The sequence below is a fragment of the Streptomyces hainanensis genome, assembly GCF_004348415.1.
Taxonomy (GTDB): Bacteria; Actinomycetota; Actinomycetes; order Streptomycetales; family Streptomycetaceae; genus Streptomyces; species Streptomyces hainanensis.
Genome location: NZ_SMKI01000118.1, coordinates 1 through 17,492, shown reverse-complemented (window position 1 = coordinate 17,492; position 17,492 = coordinate 1). Strand labels below are relative to the sequence as shown.

17 protein-coding genes are annotated in these 17,492 nt (G+C 73.1%); 7 read left to right on the top strand and 10 right to left on the bottom strand.

The window, feature by feature from the left end; translation table 11 throughout:
• On the top strand, positions 1-1,894 hold a 1,894-nt coding region (locus tag E1283_RS13430), incomplete at its 5' end, for a glycoside hydrolase (protein WP_132818239.1).
• A gap of 64 nt (positions 1,895-1,958) precedes the next feature.
• On the opposite strand, the gene E1283_RS13425 is transcribed toward E1283_RS13430, so the two are convergent.
• The 3 genes from E1283_RS13425 to E1283_RS13415 are packed head-to-tail and all read right to left on the bottom strand — an operon-like array spanning position 1,959 to position 5,426.
• Positions 1,959-2,696 carry an ABC transporter ATP-binding protein gene (locus E1283_RS13425; protein ID WP_132818238.1) on the bottom strand — a complete coding sequence of 246 codons (738 nt, stop codon included), beginning with the start codon at positions 2,694-2,696 and terminating at the stop codon, positions 1,959-1,961.
• A 2-nt stretch (positions 2,697-2,698) separates the two neighbouring features.
• Positions 2,699-4,078 (bottom strand): ABC transporter permease, encoded by a 1,380-nt coding sequence (locus E1283_RS13420; RefSeq protein WP_132818237.1) that lies wholly within the window; start codon positions 4,076-4,078, stop codon positions 2,699-2,701.
• A gap of 16 nt (positions 4,079-4,094) precedes the next feature.
• Positions 4,095-5,426, bottom strand: a complete 1,332-nt coding sequence (locus E1283_RS13415) for an FtsX-like permease family protein (RefSeq protein WP_132818236.1) — start codon at positions 5,424-5,426, stop codon at positions 4,095-4,097.
• Between the two features lie 82 nt (positions 5,427-5,508).
• Between E1283_RS13415 and E1283_RS13410 the strand changes: the two genes are divergently transcribed.
• Genes E1283_RS13410 through E1283_RS13400 form a run of 3 tightly spaced genes read left to right on the top strand, consistent with a single transcriptional unit; the run spans position 5,509 to position 7,894 of the window.
• Complete coding sequence (locus E1283_RS13410; RefSeq protein WP_132818235.1) at positions 5,509-6,171, top strand: response regulator transcription factor; 663 nt, start codon at positions 5,509-5,511, stop codon at positions 6,169-6,171.
• Positions 6,162-7,493: a sensor histidine kinase gene (locus tag E1283_RS13405; RefSeq protein ID WP_132818234.1), complete on the top strand. Its 1,332-nt coding sequence runs from the start codon at positions 6,162-6,164 to the stop codon at positions 7,491-7,493. Before E1283_RS13410 ends, E1283_RS13405 begins: the two co-directional genes overlap by 10 nt.
• Positions 7,406-7,894, top strand: coding sequence for a glutathione peroxidase (locus tag E1283_RS13400; RefSeq protein ID WP_132818233.1), 489 nt, complete (start codon positions 7,406-7,408; stop codon positions 7,892-7,894). The genes E1283_RS13405 and E1283_RS13400 overlap by 88 nt, the downstream gene beginning before the upstream one ends.
• Before the next feature lie 47 nt (positions 7,895-7,941).
• Here the strand turns inward: E1283_RS13400 and E1283_RS13395 are convergent, their stop codons facing one another.
• Entirely contained in the window at positions 7,942-8,925 is a 984-nt protein-coding gene (locus E1283_RS13395) for an aldo/keto reductase (protein ID WP_132818232.1), read from the bottom strand.
• Between the two features lie 189 nt (positions 8,926-9,114).
• Positions 9,115-9,975 carry a helix-turn-helix domain-containing protein gene (locus E1283_RS13390; RefSeq protein ID WP_132818231.1) on the bottom strand — a complete coding sequence of 287 codons (861 nt, stop codon included), beginning with the start codon at positions 9,973-9,975 and terminating at the stop codon, positions 9,115-9,117.
• 140 nt (positions 9,976-10,115) lie between these two features.
• Between E1283_RS13390 and E1283_RS13385 the strand changes: the two genes are divergently transcribed.
• Positions 10,116-10,739: an NADPH-dependent FMN reductase gene (locus E1283_RS13385; RefSeq protein ID WP_132818230.1), complete on the top strand. Its 624-nt coding sequence runs from the start codon at positions 10,116-10,118 to the stop codon at positions 10,737-10,739.
• A 146-nt stretch (positions 10,740-10,885) separates the two neighbouring features.
• Here the strand turns inward: E1283_RS13385 and E1283_RS13380 are convergent, their stop codons facing one another.
• On the bottom strand, positions 10,886-12,049 hold the full coding sequence (locus E1283_RS13380; protein ID WP_132818229.1) for a hypothetical protein: 1,164 nt from the start codon (positions 12,047-12,049) through the stop codon (positions 10,886-10,888).
• Between the two features lie 181 nt (positions 12,050-12,230).
• Positions 12,231-12,737 (bottom strand): carboxymuconolactone decarboxylase family protein, encoded by a 507-nt coding sequence (locus tag E1283_RS13375; RefSeq protein ID WP_132818228.1) that lies wholly within the window; start codon positions 12,735-12,737, stop codon positions 12,231-12,233.
• Between the two features lie 191 nt (positions 12,738-12,928).
• Here E1283_RS13375 and E1283_RS13370 point away from each other — a divergent pair, with 191 nt between their 5' ends.
• Positions 12,929-14,350, top strand: coding sequence for an aldehyde dehydrogenase family protein (locus E1283_RS13370; protein WP_132818227.1), 1,422 nt, complete (start codon positions 12,929-12,931; stop codon positions 14,348-14,350).
• On the opposite strand, the gene E1283_RS37230 is transcribed toward E1283_RS13370, so the two are convergent.
• The 3 genes from E1283_RS37230 to E1283_RS13360 form a co-directional block, all read right to left on the bottom strand.
• Positions 14,347-14,493, bottom strand: coding sequence for a DUF6126 family protein (locus E1283_RS37230; protein WP_165956109.1), 147 nt, complete (start codon positions 14,491-14,493; stop codon positions 14,347-14,349). The genes E1283_RS13370 and E1283_RS37230 overlap by 4 nt on opposite strands.
• Positions 14,494-14,525: 32 nt before the next feature.
• Positions 14,526-15,131, bottom strand: a complete 606-nt coding sequence (locus E1283_RS13365; RefSeq protein ID WP_132818226.1) for a helix-turn-helix domain-containing protein — start codon at positions 15,129-15,131, stop codon at positions 14,526-14,528.
• A 93-nt stretch (positions 15,132-15,224) separates the two neighbouring features.
• Positions 15,225-16,265, bottom strand: coding sequence for a pectate lyase family protein (locus E1283_RS13360; protein ID WP_132818225.1), 1,041 nt, complete (start codon positions 16,263-16,265; stop codon positions 15,225-15,227).
• A 178-nt stretch (positions 16,266-16,443) separates the two neighbouring features.
• Here E1283_RS13360 and E1283_RS13355 point away from each other — a divergent pair.
• Positions 16,444-17,492 (top strand): LacI family DNA-binding transcriptional regulator (locus E1283_RS13355; RefSeq protein WP_243744816.1); only part of this gene is annotated, 1,049 nt, incomplete at its 3' end.

Below are 17,492 nucleotides of genomic sequence, written 5' to 3'. Positions count from 1 at the left end.
CAGCGACGGCGTCTACACGGGCATCCTCAACCGTGAGTTCAACAGCGTCACCGCCGAGAACGAGATGAAGTGGGACGCCACCGAACCCAACCGGGGCCAGTTCAACTTCACCAACGGCGACCGGATCCTCAACCACGCCCGCCAGCAGGGCATGTCGGTCCGCGGCCACGCGCTCCTGTGGCACTCCCAGCAGCCCGGCTGGGCGCAGGGACTGTCGGGCAGCACGCTGCGCTCGGCGATGATCAACCACGTCACCCAGGTCGCCACCCACTACCGGGGGCAGATCCACTCCTGGGACGTGGTCAACGAGGCGTTCGCCGACGGGACGAGCGGGGCGCGCCGCGACTCCAACCTCCAGCGCACCGGCAACGATTGGATCGAGGCCGCGTTCCGGGCGGCCCGCGCCGCCGACCCGAACGCGCGGCTCTGCTACAACGACTACAACACCGACGGCGTCAACGCCAAGAGCACCGCGATCTACAACATGGTTCGCGACTTCAAGGCCCGTGGGGTGCCGATCGACTGCGTCGGGTTCCAGTCGCACCTGACCAACTCGGTGCCCGGCGACTACCAGGCCAACCTCCAGCGCTTCGCCGACCTCGGCGTCGATGTCCAGATCACCGAGCTGGACATCGCCGGCAGCAACCAGGCCAACGTCTACTCCACCGTCACCCGCGCCTGCATGGCCGTCGCCCGCTGCACCGGCATCACCGTGTGGGGCATCCGGGACAGCGACTCCTGGCGCACCGGCCAGAACCCCCTGCTCTTCGACAACTCCGGGAACAAGAAGCCGGCCTACACCTCCGTGCTGAACGCGCTCAACGGGGTGGCCGTCGCCGACGAGCCCGCCGCCGATCAGCCGGCCGCCGTCGATCAGCCCGCCGCTGCCGGCGAGCCAGCAGCCGGCGACGACCCGTCGGCCGCCGCGCTGCCCGCGTCGATGCGGTGGAACTCCAGCGGGATCCTGGCCGGGCCGAGGTCGGACGGGTCGCACGACATCGTGTCCATCAAGGACTACTCGGTGGTCTGGCACAACAACCAGTGGCAGATCTACGCCACCACCGCCAACCGGAGCGGCGGCTGGAACCTGGTGCACTTCGCCGCCCCCGACTGGTCCCAGATGGCGAACGCGCAGCACACGTTCCTCGACACCGCCTCCGGTGTCGGCGCCGGCTACCGGGCGGCGCCGCACGTGTTCTACTTCGCGCCACAGAACCAGTGGTACCTCGTCTACCAGACCGGACTGCCCTCGTACTCGGTCAGCAGCGACCCCAGCAACCCCAGGTCCTGGTCCACACCGCGCAACTTCATGAGCAGCATGCCGGACATCATTCGGCAGAACATCGGCAACGGCTACTGGGTCGACTTCTGGGTGATCTGCGACACCGCCAACTGCCACCTGTTCTCCAGCGACGACAACGGGCACATCTACCGGGCCCAGACCTCCCTGGCGAACTTCCCCAACGGGTTCGGCAACACGGTGATCGCGCTCCAGGACTCCAACCGCAACAACCTCTTCGAGGGAACCGCGGTCTACCGCATGAGCGACACCGGCCAGTACCTGCTGCTCCAGGAGGCCATCGGCTCCAACGGCCGCCGCTGGTACCGGTCCTTCACCTCCAGCACCATCGGGGGCCAGTGGACCGCGCTGCACGGCACCGAGTCCAACCCGTTCGCCCGCTCCAACAACGTGACGTTCCCGTCCGGCACCACGAACTGGACGCAGGACTTCAGCCACGGTGAGCTGCTGCGGGCGGGCAACGACCAGACAATGACCATCAACGCGTGCCGACTCCAGTTCCTCTACCAGGGCATCAACCCGGGCGCCGGCGGCGACTACAGCCAACTGCCATGGCGCATGGGTCTGTTGACCCAGACCAACCCCACCTGCTGAGCGGGTTCCGCACCCAGGGGGTGGTCGTCGGGACGCGCGTCCCGACGACCACCCCCGCGCGGCCTCAGCGCCGCCGCGTCGTGGAGACCCGGCCGCGCCGCAGCGTCAGGACCCGGTCCGACTCGGCGGCCAGCGCCTGGTTGTGGGTGACGACGACGACACAACGGTTCTGTTCGTGGGCCAGCTCCTTGAAGATGGCGACGATGCCGGCGGCCGTCTCCTCGTCGAGGCTGCCGGTCGGCTCGTCGGCGAAGAGGATGTCCACGTCGCAGGCGAGCGCGCGGGCGATGGCGACGCGCTGCTGCTGGCCGCCGGACAGCCTGAGCACCCTGCTGCGCGCCGCCTCGCGGTCGATGCCGACCCGCTCCAGCAGTTCGAGGGCGCGGGACCTGCGGCTGCCGGTGGCCGGGCGGGCGCCGGTGATCTCCATGGCGGTGGTGACGTTCTGCACCGCCGTCAGGTACGTCAGCAGGTTGTACTGCTGGAAGATCGTCGCGGCGTGCCGGTTGCGGTAGCGGCCGAGGCCCAGGTCGGCGAGGTCCCGCCCGTCGAAGCGGATGGTGCCCCTGGTGGGGGAGTCCAGGCCGCTGGCCAGGCTGAGCAGGGTGGTCTTCCCGCTGCCCGAGGGGCCGACGACGGAGTAGAACACCCCGCGCTCGAAGTCGAGGTCGACGTGCTGGAGCACGGTACGGGCGCGGTGCCCGTCCCGGTAGACGTGGCCGACGCCGGAGAGCGTCAGGACGGGCGGCGCGGGCGGTGCGGGCCGCGCCGGGGCGGCGGGGGTCCGTGGTGCGGCGGTCAAGGTCAGCTGCCCTTCGTGAGGATGGTGCGCGGGCTGAGCCGCAGGACGGCGGCCGCGGGGATCGCGGTGGCGAGGGCGCCCAGGCCGAGCCCGACGCCGGCCACGGTGGCCAGCGCCGCAGGATCGAGCCGGACGGTGATCTCGTCGATCGGGTCCGCGTTCTCGACCGGCGCGTCGTCCGGGTCGATGCCCTCGCCGAGCCCGGTGGAGCCGGGCGCCGGGGGCTCCCAGGAGTCGATCTCCCGCTGGGCCGCGCTCGCCTCGCCGCTCAGCAGCGCCGCGCCGGCCCGCTGCGTCGCGCTCTCGGCGACGACCGAGACCAGGCCCACGGCGAGGACCGCGACCACCAGGGTCTCGGTGGCCTGTTGGGCGACCAGCCGCCACCTCCGCTCGCCCATCGCCAGCAGCACGCCGAACTCCCGGCGGCGCTGCCGGACGGCGAGCGCGGCCAGCAGGCAGAGCACCCCGGCGCCGGCGACGCCGATCAGCCACATCGTCGCCGTCGCGGTCGTGGCGATGCTCTCCAGCGGGCCCGTCATCTGCGCGACGGCCCGGTCGTTGAGGCCGAGCCGGAAGCCGTCGAGCTCCGGGCCGGCGATCTCCCGGGCCGACGACTCGAACTCCGCGAACGTCGCGGGGTCGCCCAGCCGGAAGGTGGCGGACCTGACGCTGGCCGGCCCCTCCTCGGGGTTGAGCCGGGACAGCGCCTCCGCCGGGATGAACAGCCGGTCGGCGGGCTCCTGTCGGAACTCCGGGTCCGGCTCGTCCGAGGGGTTCCGGTAGATGCCGCCGACGGTGAACTCGGCCTGCCGGTCGCCCGCCGGGTCGTTCTCGGACAGGGTGAGGGTGTCGCCGACCGCGAGCCCGTTCTGCCGCGCCAGCCGCTCCTCCACGAGGACGACGTCCCTGTCCCGGTCCGCCGCGGTGATCGGCTCGCCGGAGAGCAGCCGCCAGCCGCCGTCGGCGAAGCCGGGCAGCAGCGAGGAGTCGAGGACGCCGTGGACCAGCGTGTAGTCGTCGGGCGCGTCGGCGAACAGCGGGGTGTCGCTGACGATGCCCGCGCCGCCCAGCAGCCGGGTGCCGTTGAAGGACTGGTAGTTGTACCGCTCCACCAGCGGCGAGTCGCCGATCCGGTCCACGGTGTCGACGCCGATGGCGGGCGCCTGGAGCGAACCGCCGGCGGCCATCGCCTCGATGTCGACCTCCAGTGAGACCTCGGCGCCGACCTCCCGCTTCGCCTCCTCGCCCGCCTCGGCGGTGGCGGAGGTGATGAGCACGCCGCCGAGGACCATGGCGGAGACGACCGCGAAGGTGCCGAAGGTGATCAGGGTTCTGGCGGCCCGGGCCCGGAGACTCAGTGCCGCGCGTTTGATGAAGTTCATGGCTGTTCGCCTCTGGTCATTCGCTGTCGGTGAGGATGGAACGGGGGTGCAGGCGGAGGATCCCGATGCCGGGGAGGACGGTGGACACCAGCGAGATGCCGAGCGCGACGCGGGCGACCGCGCCGAGGTCGGCCGCCGCCATCCGGAGCTCGGTCGGCGCCGGTTCGGCACCGGGCGCGCCGCCCGGCTCCTCCGACTCCTCCGGCCCGTCCGGCAGCAGGCGCGTGCCGGCCGCGGGGGCGACGAGCAGGCCGAGCGGGGCCACCACCGCGAGCGCGACCAGGGCGACGGCCGCGACCTCCGCCGTGTGCTGGCCGACGAGCTTCCACTTCCGCTCGCCGAGCGACAGCAGCACCCCCAGCTCGTCCCGCCGCTCCCGGATGGTCAGCGCCACGACCAGCCCGAGCGTCACGGTGCCGGCCAGCGAGATCAGCCAGACGAGGGCGCCGGCGAAGGCGCCGACGCGCTGGATCGGCCGCACCTGGTCCTGGTACGCCTTGTCGTTGACGTCGAACCGGAAGCCGTCGGGGCCGTCGGGGCCGTCCGGGCCGTCGGAACTGGCGGAGCTGCCGGGGCCGTCGGAGCCCTCGGCGTCCAACACCCGCTCCACCTCGACCCGCAGCAGCCGCGCCGCCTCGGGGGACTCGACCCGGAACACCGCCTCGCTCAGCCGGGTGCCGAAGCCGAGCCCGGAGACCGCCGCCACGGGCGCGTAGAGCTGGTTGGCCACCAGGTCCCGGGGCGCGATCCACTGCGCCGGGGTGTGCTGCGGGCTCCGGTAGAGGCCGACGACCTCGAAGGCGACCGTCTCCTCGCCGTCGGCGGCCGCCAGTTCGACGGGGTCGCCGACGGTCAGCCCGTTCCGTTCGGCCAGCCGCTCCTCCAGCAGGACCACGTCGCGCCCGGCGTCCCGCTCGGTCAGGCCGCGCCCGGCGACGAGCTCCGCACGGCCGGTGGCGAAGGCCAGCAGCAGTTCGGAGTCGTGGATGCCGGTCAGCGCGAGACCGTTCCGCTCCGGGTCGGCGCGCGCCTCGGGCGGCTCGGGCGCGTCCGCGGTGACGGGCGTCACGCCGGGCGGCAGCGTCACGCCCCGCAGCACCGGGTTGTACCCGACCACCGGTGGTGTGGCGCCGATCAGGGCCGCGGCGTCCGCCGTCAGCCCGTCGCCGCGCACCGTGACGTCCACGCCGACCTGGCGTCGCGTCTCCGCCTCCTGCCGCTCGGCCGCCCCCCGCAGCAGGAAACCGCCGAGCAGCAGGGCGGAGATCAGGAGGAAGATCCCCAGCAGCAGCGCGGACTTGCCCTTCCTGGCCCCGAGACTCAGGGCCGCGCGTTTCACGAAGTTCACGGGGCGGAGCGAAACACGCCGCCGCTTGCGACGACGTAAGGCCCTTACACCGTTGTAACCGGGCGTCTGATGGCATCGGACCATGAGAGTGCTGGTTGCCGAGGATCACCACCTGCTCGCGCGGAACATCGCGACCGGCCTGCGCCGGCAGTCCATGGCCGTCGACGTCGCCGCGTCCGGCGACGAGGCCGAGCGGATGTGCCGGCACACCGCCTACGAGGTGGTGATCCTCGACCGGGACCTGCCCGTGCTGACGGGCGACGAGGTGTGCCGGCGGGTGCGCCGGCTGCCCGACCCGCCGCGCGTGCTGCTGCTGACGGCGGCCGGCGAACTCGGCGACCGCGTCTACGGCCTCGAACGGCTGGGCGCCGACGACTACCTCGCCAAGCCCTTCGACTTCGCCGAACTCGTCGCCCGCGTCCGGGCGTTGAGCCGCCGCGCCGCGCGCCCCACCCCGCCGCCGCTGCGGCACGACCGCATCGTCCTCGACCCCGCGCGGCACGAGGTCACGGTCGACGGCAGCCGCACCGCGCTCACCCCCAAGGAGTTCGCCGTGCTCCGGGCCCTGATGGAGGCGGGCGGCGAGGCGGTGGCCCACCGCGACCTGGTGCGCGCCGTCTGGGACGAGCACCTCGACCCCCGCACCACCGCCGTCCGCGCCACCGTCAGCCGGCTGCGCGGCAAGCTCGGCGACCGCGTCGTCATCGCCGCGGACACCGGCCGGGGCTACCGCCTGTGCGGCTGAGCCGACTCCGCAGGCCGCCGTTCCGCGCCCGCCTCGCCGCCGCCTTCACCGGCCTCTTCCTGCTGGCCGGCGTCGTCCTGCTGGCCTTCGTGGTGCTGCTGGCCAGATACGGGACCGCGCAGCGGGTCGAGGGCATGGCGGTACGGGCCGTCGACGACCCGGACCCCGAGGCCGGGGGGTACACCAGGGCGTATCCCACCACGCCACTCGATCCGGACGCCGCCCCGCCCGTACCGCCCCTCGCGTCCCCGTCCCCGTCCGCGTCCTACGACGCCATCGACGTCCGGCTGGTCAACGAGACCGTGCGCGCGGTCCAGGACACGGTCCTCCACCAGCTGCTGCTCTGGTCCGGCATGGGCCTGGTGCTGCTCGCCCTGCTCGCGGGGGCCATGGGCTGGTGGCTCGCCGGCCGGGCCCTGCGGCCCGTCGCCGCCGTGACGGACGCCGCCCGCCGGATCAGCGAGGAACGCCTGCACGAACGGCTCGCGCTCACCGGCCCCGACGACGAACTGCACCGGCTCGCCGCCACCTTCGACGGGATGCTCGACCGGCTGGAGCGCTCCTTCGACAGCCAGCGCCGGTTCGTCGCCAACGCCGCGCACGAGCTGCGCACCCCGCTCGCCGCGCAGCGCACCAGCCTGGAGGTGGGGCTCGCCGACCCGCTTCCCGACGACCTCGCCGAGGTGCGCGAGGAACTCCTCACCACCAACCGCGAGGCGGAGCGGCTGATCGCCGCCCTGCTGGTGCTCGCCCGCAGCGACCTCGGCCTCGACACGGTCGAGGAGTGCGACCTCCGGGACGTCGCGCGCCGGGTCGCCGACGAACTGCGGCCGCTGGCGGCGGAACGGCGGGTGTCGGTCACGCTGACCGCCGCCGACCCCGTGCCGATCCACGGCGAACCGGTGCTGCTGCGCCACCTGGTGGCGAACCTGGTGGGCAACGCGGTCCGGTACAACCTGCCGGACGGCACCGTGTCGATCCGGCTCACCGGCCGGACCCTCACCGTCGTCAACACCGGGGCCCCGGTGGACCCCGACGAGGTGGACGGGCTCTTCGAGCCGTTCCGCCGGCTCGGCCAGGACCGCACCAGCGCCACGGGACACGGCCTCGGCCTGTCCGTCGTCGCCTCGATCGCCGCCGCGCACGACGCCCGCGTCACCGCGCGACCGGGACCCGACGGGGGCCTCACCGTCGCGGTCACCTTCCCCGACGACCCGGCAGTAGGCTCGTCGGCATGTCCTTCTACGAGGTGCGGATCGACGCCCTGCGGGGTGGAAACGCCGACGTCGCCCAGTACCGCGGCACGGCGGTCCTGGTCGTGAACGTGGCGTCCAAGTGCGGGCTGACCCCGCAGTACAGCGCGCTGGAGCAGCTCCAGGCGCGCTACGCCGAGCGCGGCTTCACCGTGCTCGGCGTGCCCTGCAACCAGTTCATGGGCCAGGAGCCGGGGAACGCCGAGGAGATCGCCGAGTTCTGCTCCGCGACCTACGGCGTGACGTTCCCCATGACCGAGAAGGTCGAGGTGAACGGCGCCGGGCGGCACCCGCTGTACGCGGGGCTCGTCGACACCCCGGACGGCGAGGGGTACCGCGGCGACATCCGGTGGAACTTCGAGAAGTTCCTGGTCGGCCCCGACGGTGCCGTCGCCGCCCGCTTCTCGCCCCGGACCGAGCCGGACGCCGCCGAGGTCGTCGACGCCATCGAGCGCGTGCTGCCCGCCTGAACAGACAACAGACCGACCGACCGGTTCACGGGGCGGGGCCGACGGGCCTACCAGCGGTCGTGGACCTCGGCCCTGAACCGCCGGTCGTACAGCTCGCGCACCGCCTCCAGGGTCTTCTCCGGCAGCGGCGCGAGCTCGGCGGCCCCCGCGTTGGCGCGGGCCTGCTCGGGGGAGCGGGCGCCGGGGATGACCGAGGAGACGCCGGGCTGTTGGGCGATCCAGCGCAGCGCGGTCTGGGCCGGGGACGCCCCCTCGGGGGCCAGGGCGGCGAATTCGACGGCCGCCGCCACACCCGTGGCGTAGTCGACGCCGGAGAACGTCTCGCCCTGGTCGAAGGCCGCGCCCTGCCGGTTGTAGGTGCGGTGGTCGCTCGCGGGGAAGACGGTGTCCGCGGTGTACCTGCCGGACAGCAGCCCGCTGGCCAGCGGCACCCGGGCGATGATGCCGACACCGGCGTCGGCGGCGGCGGGCAGCACCTCGGCCAGCGGCTTCAGCCGGAACGGGTTGAGGATGATCTGCACGCTCGCCGTGCCGGGGCGCGCGATGGCGGTCAGCGCCTCGGCGCAGGTCTCCACGCTCACCCCGTACGCCGCGATCCGCCCCTCGTCGACGAGGGCGTCGAGCGCGTCGAAGACGGCGTCGGAGGAGTAGACCGGCGTGGGCGGGCAGTGCAACTGCACCAGGTCCAGCCGGTCGACGCCCAGGTTCCGGCGTGAACGGTCGGTCCACGCACGGAAGTTGTCCAGGGTGTAGAGGGCCGGGTCGAGCGGTGCGCGTCGGCCCATCTTGGTCGCCACCAGTACCCCGGAGTCCGGGTGCTCGCGCAGGAAGCGGCCGATGAGCGCCTCGCTGCGGCCGTCCCCGTAGACGTCCGCGGTGTCGAAGAAGGTCACCCCGGACTCGACGGCGGCCGCCAGGACCGCGAGCGCGTCCTCCTCCCGGACGTCACCCCAGTCGGCCCCGAGCTGCCAGGTGCCGAGACCGATCACGGACACCTGCTGCCGGCTCCTGCCGAGGACCCGCTGCTCCATGGTCGTAACCCTCTCCCGTGGTACGTGGTACGTGGTACGTGGTACGTGGTACGCGTGGTACGTCGTCGTGCTGCGTGCTGTGCTGCGTGCGGTGGAAAGTCGCGTGCGGTGGAAAGTACAGCCCCGATCCCGCCCCGGTACAGCACCGGCCCGGCACCGGCCCGGCACCGGCCCCGACCCGGCCGGCCGCTACACGGCGCGCAGGGCCCCCGGGTGGCGGCCGGTGAGGCCGTCGAGGGCCGCGGCGGTGGCGTCGTCGGCGGGGAGCAGGACCACGAGCCGCTGGTCGTCGTCGGAGAGGTCGAGCGTCTCGTGGGCCAGCCGCAGCTCGCCCGCCTCCGGGTGGCGCAGGCGCCGGACGGCGCTGGACCGGGGCGGGCCGGCGACGCGGGCGACCCGCTCGGTGAACCCGGCCCCGGCCGTCAGCGTCAGCTCGTCGACGAGCGGCGCCAGGTGCGCGTCCGAGCGGAACGGGCCCTGCTTCAGCGTGGCGACCTGGTCGTCGGCGACGAGCTCCCAGTCCGGGTAGACGTCCCTGGCCCGCTCGTCGGCGAGGACGAACCGGTAGTGGTTGGGCGGGTCGCCGTCCAGCAGGCCGATCGGCTCGGCCAGCCGGCGGTAGCCGTCGGTGTGCGCGAGGACGTCCCCGACCCGGTTGAGGACGAGGGCCGGGGAGGGCTCCAGGCGGGCGAGGAGCGCCCGGACGGTCGGTCGCACGGCGTTGAGCGGCGCCCCGGCGACGCAGGAGAAGCCCGGGTCGGCCGCCTTGGTGAGGCGGTGCAGATGGACGCGCTCGCGTGTGGTCAGGCCGAGAACCTGGGCCAGGGCGGCGAGCACCGACGGCGACGGGTGGCGGTCCCGGCCCTGTTCCAGCCGGGTCAGGTACTCGACGCTCACCCCGGCGAGCGTCGCCAGCTCGGCGCGACGGAGGCCGGGCGTGCGGCGGCGTGGCCCGGTGGGCAGGCCCACGGCGGCGGGCGTGACGGCCTCGCGGCGGGTCCGCAGGAAGACGCCGAGCTCGTTGTCGCGGGGGTGGTCGTGCGCGCTCACCCCGCAAACGTAACGCGCCGGGGGTGTTCGGAGGGTGGCCCCGGCACTACCACTCTCCGGCCGGTCTCCCCGGAGCCCCGACCGGGCGGCAGCGTGGTGGGCGTACCACCGCACCTCCGTATCGGAAGGCAGGAAACCCCATGTCAGAACAGCGCGTGCCTCAGGAGCGGCACGACCGGCTCCGGCTCGTGGTCGTCGTCGGCAGCGTCCGGGAGGGTCGGTTCGGCCCGGTCGTCGCCCGCTGGTTCGCCGAGCACGCGGCGGAGCACGGCGCGTTCGAGGTGGACGTGGTCGACCTCGCCGAGACACCGCTCCCGCTGGCGCTGCCCCCCGTGCCGCCGGCCGTCGACCCCGCCCTGCCACGCCCCGCCGAGATGGCGGAGTTGACCAGGCGGCTCGGCGCCGCCGACGCGTTCGTCGTCGTGACGCCCGACTACAACCGGAGCTACCCCGCCTCCCTGAAGGCCGCCATCGACTGGCACTACCAGGAGTGGCGCGCCAAGCCGGTCGGCTTCGTCGGCTACAGCGGCGGCTCCGGCGGGCTGCTCGCGATGGAGCACCTGAAGCAGGTGCTCGGCGAGCTGCACGCCCACACCGTCCGCAACTACGTGTCCTTTCCTCGCTACTACCTCCTCTTCGACGAGGCCGGGCGGCTCAGGGAGCCCGGCGAGCCGGCCGGCGCCGCCAAGACGATGCTCGACGAGCTCGACTGGTGGGGCACCGCCCTCCGCGGCGCCCGGCGCGAGCGCCCCTACACGGGGTGAGCCGAGGGCGGCGCCCCGCTCCGCGTGGGGGCCGCGGCGGGCGCCGCCCGACGGGCTCGGCCACGACGGCCCCGCCACGACGGCCGGGCCGGGCTGAGCTGGGACGGGCTGAGCTGGGACGGCTCGACTGGGCCGGGACGGCTGCGTCAGGCCGGCTCGGTCACCCGCTCGAAGGGCGTCGGGCTCTCCCCCGTCCACCGGTAGAGGTAGACCTCGCCGAGCTGGCGGCGCTGGCCGTCGACCGTGACGGCCCGCCCCTCGGCCGCGTAGTAGTAGCCGCCGCCCAGGGCCTCCAGGCCGTAGTTGCCGTGGAAGTCCCAGCCGTGGAGGCCGGTGGTCGGGTCGTACCTGCCGTCCCGCACCAGGCTGAGCAACTGGCCGCGCTCCGGCTCGGGCTGGCCGGATATCTCGCCGCGGCGCGGCTTGACGTCGCCGTCGACGATGAAGAAGGAGTAGTTGGGGAACTCCTCCTTGGTGCCGTTGTAGACCGCCATCATCCAGTTCCCGGTGTACGGGTCGTACTGGAGGTTCTGCACGCCGTAGGTGGTGTTGCCGGTGCGGACGAAGTACTTGCCGTTCGGGCGGTTCGGACCGCTGCGGTGCGGGTCGCTCTGCGACAGCGGCCGCTCGTAGCGGGACCAGTTCCGCACGTCGTACTCCAGGATCACCTGGTGGTCGTTGTCGGTGCGCTCGGTGTTGGCGTACACGCCGTAGGCGACCATCAGCCGCGGCGAGCCGCCGCGCGAGCCGAACGAGGGGCCGAAGGAGACGCCGTCGATGCCGCTGCACCCGTAGCGGTGGTCGGCGGTGTTCGCCGTGTCGCCGTCGAAGACGCCGTCACCGTCCATGTCGGCGGTGAAGTCCTCGACGACCTCGTCGAGATGGACGGCCGTCATCACGCCGTCGGTCTCGGCGTTCATGCCCACCCGGTCGATCGCGTCGACATCGAATATCGCGATGTAGAACGCCTCTTCGGCCTTGTACTCGAGCGAGCCGTAGACCCGGCCGTCCCGTGGGTCGAGGTCGATGTCGCCGAGGTGGCCCGTCAGCCCCTCGACGGTGCCGATCACGTTGCCCGCCAGGTCGGTCTTCACCAGCATCTGCGTGAACGACCAGTAGACGAAGCCGCCTTCGGTGTCGACGGTGACGCCCTGCACGTGACTGGTGGGCCAGACACCGCCGTTGATGTGGGTCGGCAGGTCGGCGACGTCGGGGCCACCGCCGCCCGGCGGGGCGGCGAGAGCGGGGCCGGCGACGGCGGTGGCGGCGACGGCCAGGGCGGCGACGAGGAAGGTCCTGACGGGTGGCATGGTGTGCCTCCTTCTCCGGTGAGCGGTCCGGTGAGTGGTCAGGTGGGCGTGAAGCCCGCGAGCGTGAAACATCCCGGACCCTAGGGAGACCCGGTGAGCGCACCGCCGGGCCCCGTCGACGTCCGGTCGACGCCCGGATGAACAGCCTCCGGGCGCCGACCGGTTCCCTACCCGGGGAGCCTCAGTTCCACGGCGCGGACAACGGGCGGCCGGGCACCGGCTTGGCTATGAGGGCGACGGGGATGAAGAAGTTCACCTGTCCGATCGCGAACATCAGCGTGGCCAGTGCCTTGGGCTCGTAGTGCTCGGCCGCCAGCGCGTACAACTCGTCGGGGACCCGCTCGCCCACCGTCACCGGCTGGAGCACGGCCTCCACCAGCGCCAGCGCGGCCCGCTCGGCGGGAGTGAAGTACGGCGAGTCCCACCAGGACGCCACCGAGGTGATCCGATCCTCCGACTGCCCGGCCGTGCGCAGGAACCCCGTGTGCAGCATGGTCAGATACGTGCTGCCGACGATCTGACCGGCCCGCAGGTGGACCAGGCTGATCGTGGCGCGCGGCAGCGAGCCGTTGCCGACGACCCGGAACAGCGCCGCCGACACCTCCGCCAGCTCGGGGACGATCTCCGCCGGGTCCTCCGACATCCGCGGGACCATCGGGATCTCGGCCTTGATCGATTGGGTTGCCATCGCCGCCTCCTGGGGCTCTCGAACTGCTGTTATCTGCCCTGACGGATGGCGGAGGGGAAATGTGACCGCCGGACAGCCCGCTTCACTCGAACGCGTGATCAAGAGCGGCATGGGGTTTTTGTCGGTGATGCGCCGGCAAGGTCTCAGCCGGGGCTCGCCGCCGAGGCCCGCTCGTAGCCCAGGGGGGAACGATGGACGTCCGAGAGATCCCGCACACCGAAGCCACCGAAGCCACCGAAGCCACCGAAGCCACCGAAGCCACCCAAGCCACCGGAGCCGCTCACGCCGCTGCCGCCGACGCAACCGCCGCCGCTCTGGCCCGGGTTCGGGGGGCCGCCCGTGCCGGGCATCCCAGGGCGCTCGCCTGGCGCACCGAGCGCCTGACCGCGCTCCGCGCCCTGCTCACCGAGCGCCAGGACGACCTCGCCGCCGCGCTCCACAGCGACCTCCGCAAGCCGCGCTCCGAGGTCGACAACGCCGAAGTCGGCTTCACCCTGCGGGAGATCGACCACGCGCTCCGCCACCTGCCCGGCTGGCTCGCGCCCGAGCCGGTGGCCGCCGCCGCCCTCGGCCGGCTGCCACCAGGCGCCGCCGCCACCACCCGGTACGAGCCGCTCGGCACGGTCCTGGTCATCGGCCCCTGGAACTTCCCGGTCCAGCTCCTGCTCGTGCCCGTCGTCGGCGCGCTGGCCGCCGGGAACACCGTGGTCGTCAAGCCGAGCGAGCTGGCCCCCGCCACCTCGGCGTTGTTCGCCAGCCTGCTGCCCGCCTACCTCGGCGCGGACACGGTGGCCGTGGTCGAGGGCGGCCCCGAGGAGACCGCCGCGCTGCTCGCCGAGCGCTTCGACCACGTCTTCTACACCGGCAACGGCACGGTCGGCCGGGCCGTGATGCGGGCCGCCGCCGCGCACCTCACCCCGGTCACCCTCGAACTGGGCGGCAAGTGCCCGGTGTTCGTCGACCGCGACGTCGACCTGGCCGCCGTCGCGGCCCGCCTGGCGCGCGCCAAGTTCGCCAACGCCGGCCAGACGTGCGTGGCACCCGACCACGTCCTCACCGATCCCGGCACCGGGCGCCGGCTGACGGCCGAGCTGGCCAGGGCGGTCGAGGAACGCTTCGGCCCGGATCCGGCGGCCTCGGAGCACTACGGGCGGATCGTGAACGAGCACCACTTCGACCGGCTCGTCGCACTGCTCGACTCCGGGCGCGTCGTCCTCGGCGGCCGGCACGACCGCGCCGACCGGTATCTCGCGCCCACCGTGCTGGCGAACGTGGCGCCCGACGCCCCGGCGATGCGGGAGGAGGTCTTCGGCCCGATCCTGCCCGTGGTCCATGTCGCCGGCGTCGACGAGGCGATCGCCCTGGTCAACGGCGGCGACCGGCCGCTGGCGCTCTACGCGTTCACCGGCGACGAGGCGGCGCGGCGGCGGCTGGCCGACGAGACCCGGTCGGGAGCCGTGAACTTCGGGCTGCCCTTCGCCCATCTCGGCGTCCCCGAGCTGCCGTTCGGCGGCGTCGGCGAGAGCGGCTTCGGCGCCTACCACGGCCACCACTCATTCGCCGCGTTCAGCCACCGCAGGGCCAGGCTGGACGTGCCGATCGGAGCCGCCTAACGATTCGCACCGAGGGAGAAGAGGAAGATCAGGAAGCCGGCGAAGGCGTGGCCGACCAGTCCGTAGACGAGGAGGCGGATCCACAGCCCCCGGGGGATCCGGTCCCGACCGTCACCGTTCGAGGCGTCACGGGTGTCCGCCATGGAGGTCTCCTTCACGTCTCGACGGCCGGGGCTCACCGTGGGCCCTCGCCGAGGCACAGCTCGGCTCCGGCGCTGCGCAGCAGGGTGTGGACGAACAGCAGCTCGACGCCGGACGGGTTGACGGCGCCGATCCGGTGCGGGGTGAGCGAGTCGAAGTGCGCGCTGTCCCCCTCGGCGAGCAGGTGCTCCGCCTCGCCGAGGCGCAGCCGCAGCCGCCCCTTCAGGACGTGGAGCCACTCCTCGCCCGGGTGGACCCGGACCAGGTCGTCCTCGGCCTCGCCGTGCGGCACCCGCACCCGCAGCGCCTGCATGGCCCGGCCGGGGATGCCCGCCTCCCGGTACGTCCAGCCGCCCGACCTGCGGGCCGGCGCGTCGCCCGCCCTGACGATCGGGTCGGGGGCGGGGGAGGCCTCGCCCAGCAGCCCGGAGACCGTCGTACCGTAGATCCTGGCCAGACCGAGCAGCACCGGCAGCGAGGGCTGGCGCCGCCCGGTCTCCAGGCGGGAGAGGTGTGCGGGGGAGAGCTCCGCCCGCCCGGCCGCCGCCTCCAGGGTCAGGCCGGCGCGGCGGCGCAGTTCGCGCAGCCGCGGGGCGACGGCGGGCGGCTCACCGGCCGCCCCCGGGGGACCAGGGTGCATGTCTCCGATTGAGCCAGAGAGTTGCCCCATAGGCAAAAGTTCTTGCCTCTGAGGTAAGAATCCCAGGTCGGCGGGGGCGGCCGGCCGGTGGCGTCAGAGCCCGATGTCGGCCTGCGGCCCGGCTCCCGCGCCGACCACGGCTGGCACCTGGCTGGCCGGGTCCAGGGTGTAGGAGTAGAAGTCGCGGGGGTTGAAGGTGCTGCCCCCGGCCTCCTGCCGGCCGCTGGTGCCCGTCAGGATGCTGCCGGTCTGGGTCAGCGTGGCGGTGGAGTCCCGGTAGTACGGGTCCTTCACGTTCTGGAAGTACCCGTTCTCGATGACCATCCTGGTCTGGCCGCGGGAGTAGTTGCCGTAGCCGGTGACGTTCTGCATGTAGTTGTTGTAGAGGTGGGCGTAGGCGACGTTGTCGGTGCTCGGGTTGCGCGAGTTGGTGTTGCGGATCCAGTTGTGGTGGATCGTGATCCGCGCGGTGACGTTCTCGGTCCAGCCGATGCCGAAGGACTTGTTGCCCTCGTTGAGGATGTTCCAGGAGACCGTGAGGTTGGTGGTGTCCTTGCGGCTGTCGATCAGGCCGTCGTTCATCCGCTCGATCCGGTTGTGGTCGATCCAGACGCGGTTGGCGGTGTCCATCTGGATGCCGTCGTAGTCGTAGGCGTCGTCACCGGGGTCGTCGTCGGGCATCCGGGTGTCCCGGATGGTGAGGTTCCGGATGATGACGTTCGAGACGCCGTTCAGGAAGAAGCCGCCGTTGACGATGTGGCCCGAGGTGCCGACGCCGACGATGGTCTTGTTCGAGGTGACCCGGATCTCGTGGCCGAACGGGGTGACGGTGATCGGGGCGGCCACCCGGATCACGTACGGGGTGCTGGCCGTGGCGTAGCGGTTGAGGTCGGCGAAGTTGGTCACGGTGACCGTGGGGCCGGCCGCGCCGCCGGTGGTGCCGCCGGCCGTCGAGGCGAAGCCGTCCGGCGTGTTCGACCAGGCGGCGACGCCGGGCGCCGTGTTCTGCCACGCCGTGGCGTCGGCCGCCGTGGCGCCGGCCGACGAGGTGGGGGCGCCGAGCAGCGAGCCGCACAGCGCGACCACCAGGGCCACCAGTAACAGCCACCGCTGCCGTGCGCGTGTCTCGATCATGGGATCTCGTCTCCAGACGTGTGGGGGAGCACTTGTGAGCTTCGAAATTTTCGGAGCTCGAACCGGTAGCGAGGTCGCGGGCACCGTAGGACCACCCCTGGAACCCGTCAAGAGGGCGGTAATCACAAGGATTTCGACTGTCGAAATATTCGACGAAGCTGGCGGGTACGATCCCGGGGTGTCCCCAACAGATACGGGCAAGGGCCCGCTCACGGCCGCCCAGATCGCGGAGCGGGCCGGGGTCTCGGTGTCGACCGTCTCCAAGGTGATCAACGGGCAGGCGGACGTCGCGCCCCGCACCAGGGCCCTCGTCGAGGGCGTCATCCGCCGCCACGGCCACCTGCGGCAGAAACGGCGGGCCGGTGGCCCCGCGCCGCTCCTCGAACTCGTCTTCCGGCAGGTGCGGGACGCCTACGCGATCGAGATCATGGGCGGCGTCCAGCAGGTGGCCAGGGAGCACCGGCTCGCCGTGGTGCTGTCCGAGCTCCAGGGCCGGCACACGCCCGGGCTCGGCTGGGTCGAGGACCTGCTGGCGCGCCGCCCGACCGGCGTCCTCCTGGTGTTCTCGGGGCTCACCGAGGCCCAGGGCGCCCAGCTGCGCAGCCGGGGCATCCCCTTCGTCCTGGTGGACCCGGGCGGCGAGCCCGGCCACGCGTCCCCCTCGGTCGGCGCGAGCAACTGGAGCGGCGGTCTGGCCGCCACCCGGCACCTGCTGGGCCTCGGCCACCGGCGGATCGCCGTGATCACCGGCCCGCCGGGGTCGCTGGCCGGCCGGGCCAGGCTCGACGGCCACCGGGCGGCGATGGACGACGCCGGCGTGCCCTTCGACCCGGCGCTGGTGCGGGCGGGCGAGTTCGAGCCGGCGGCCGGCTTCGCGGCCGGGCGCGAGCTGCTGCGCCTGCCGGACCGGCCCACCGCCGTCTTCGCCTGCAACGACGGTCAGGCCGTCGGCCTCTACCAGGCCGCGGCCGAGGCGGGGCTCCGCATCCCGGCGGACCTGAGCGTGGTCGGTTTCGACGACCTGCCGCCGGCCCAGTGGACCGTCCCGCCGCTCACCACGGTCCGGCAGCCGCTGAGCGAGATGGCCGCCACGGCCGCGACCATGGTCCTGGCCCTGGCCCACGGCGAGCCACCGCGTCAGACCCGGGTGGAGCTGGCCACCGAGCTCGTCGTCCGCGCCAGCACGGCGCCCCCGGGCGCCGTGCTCCCGCTGTCTCTTCTACACAT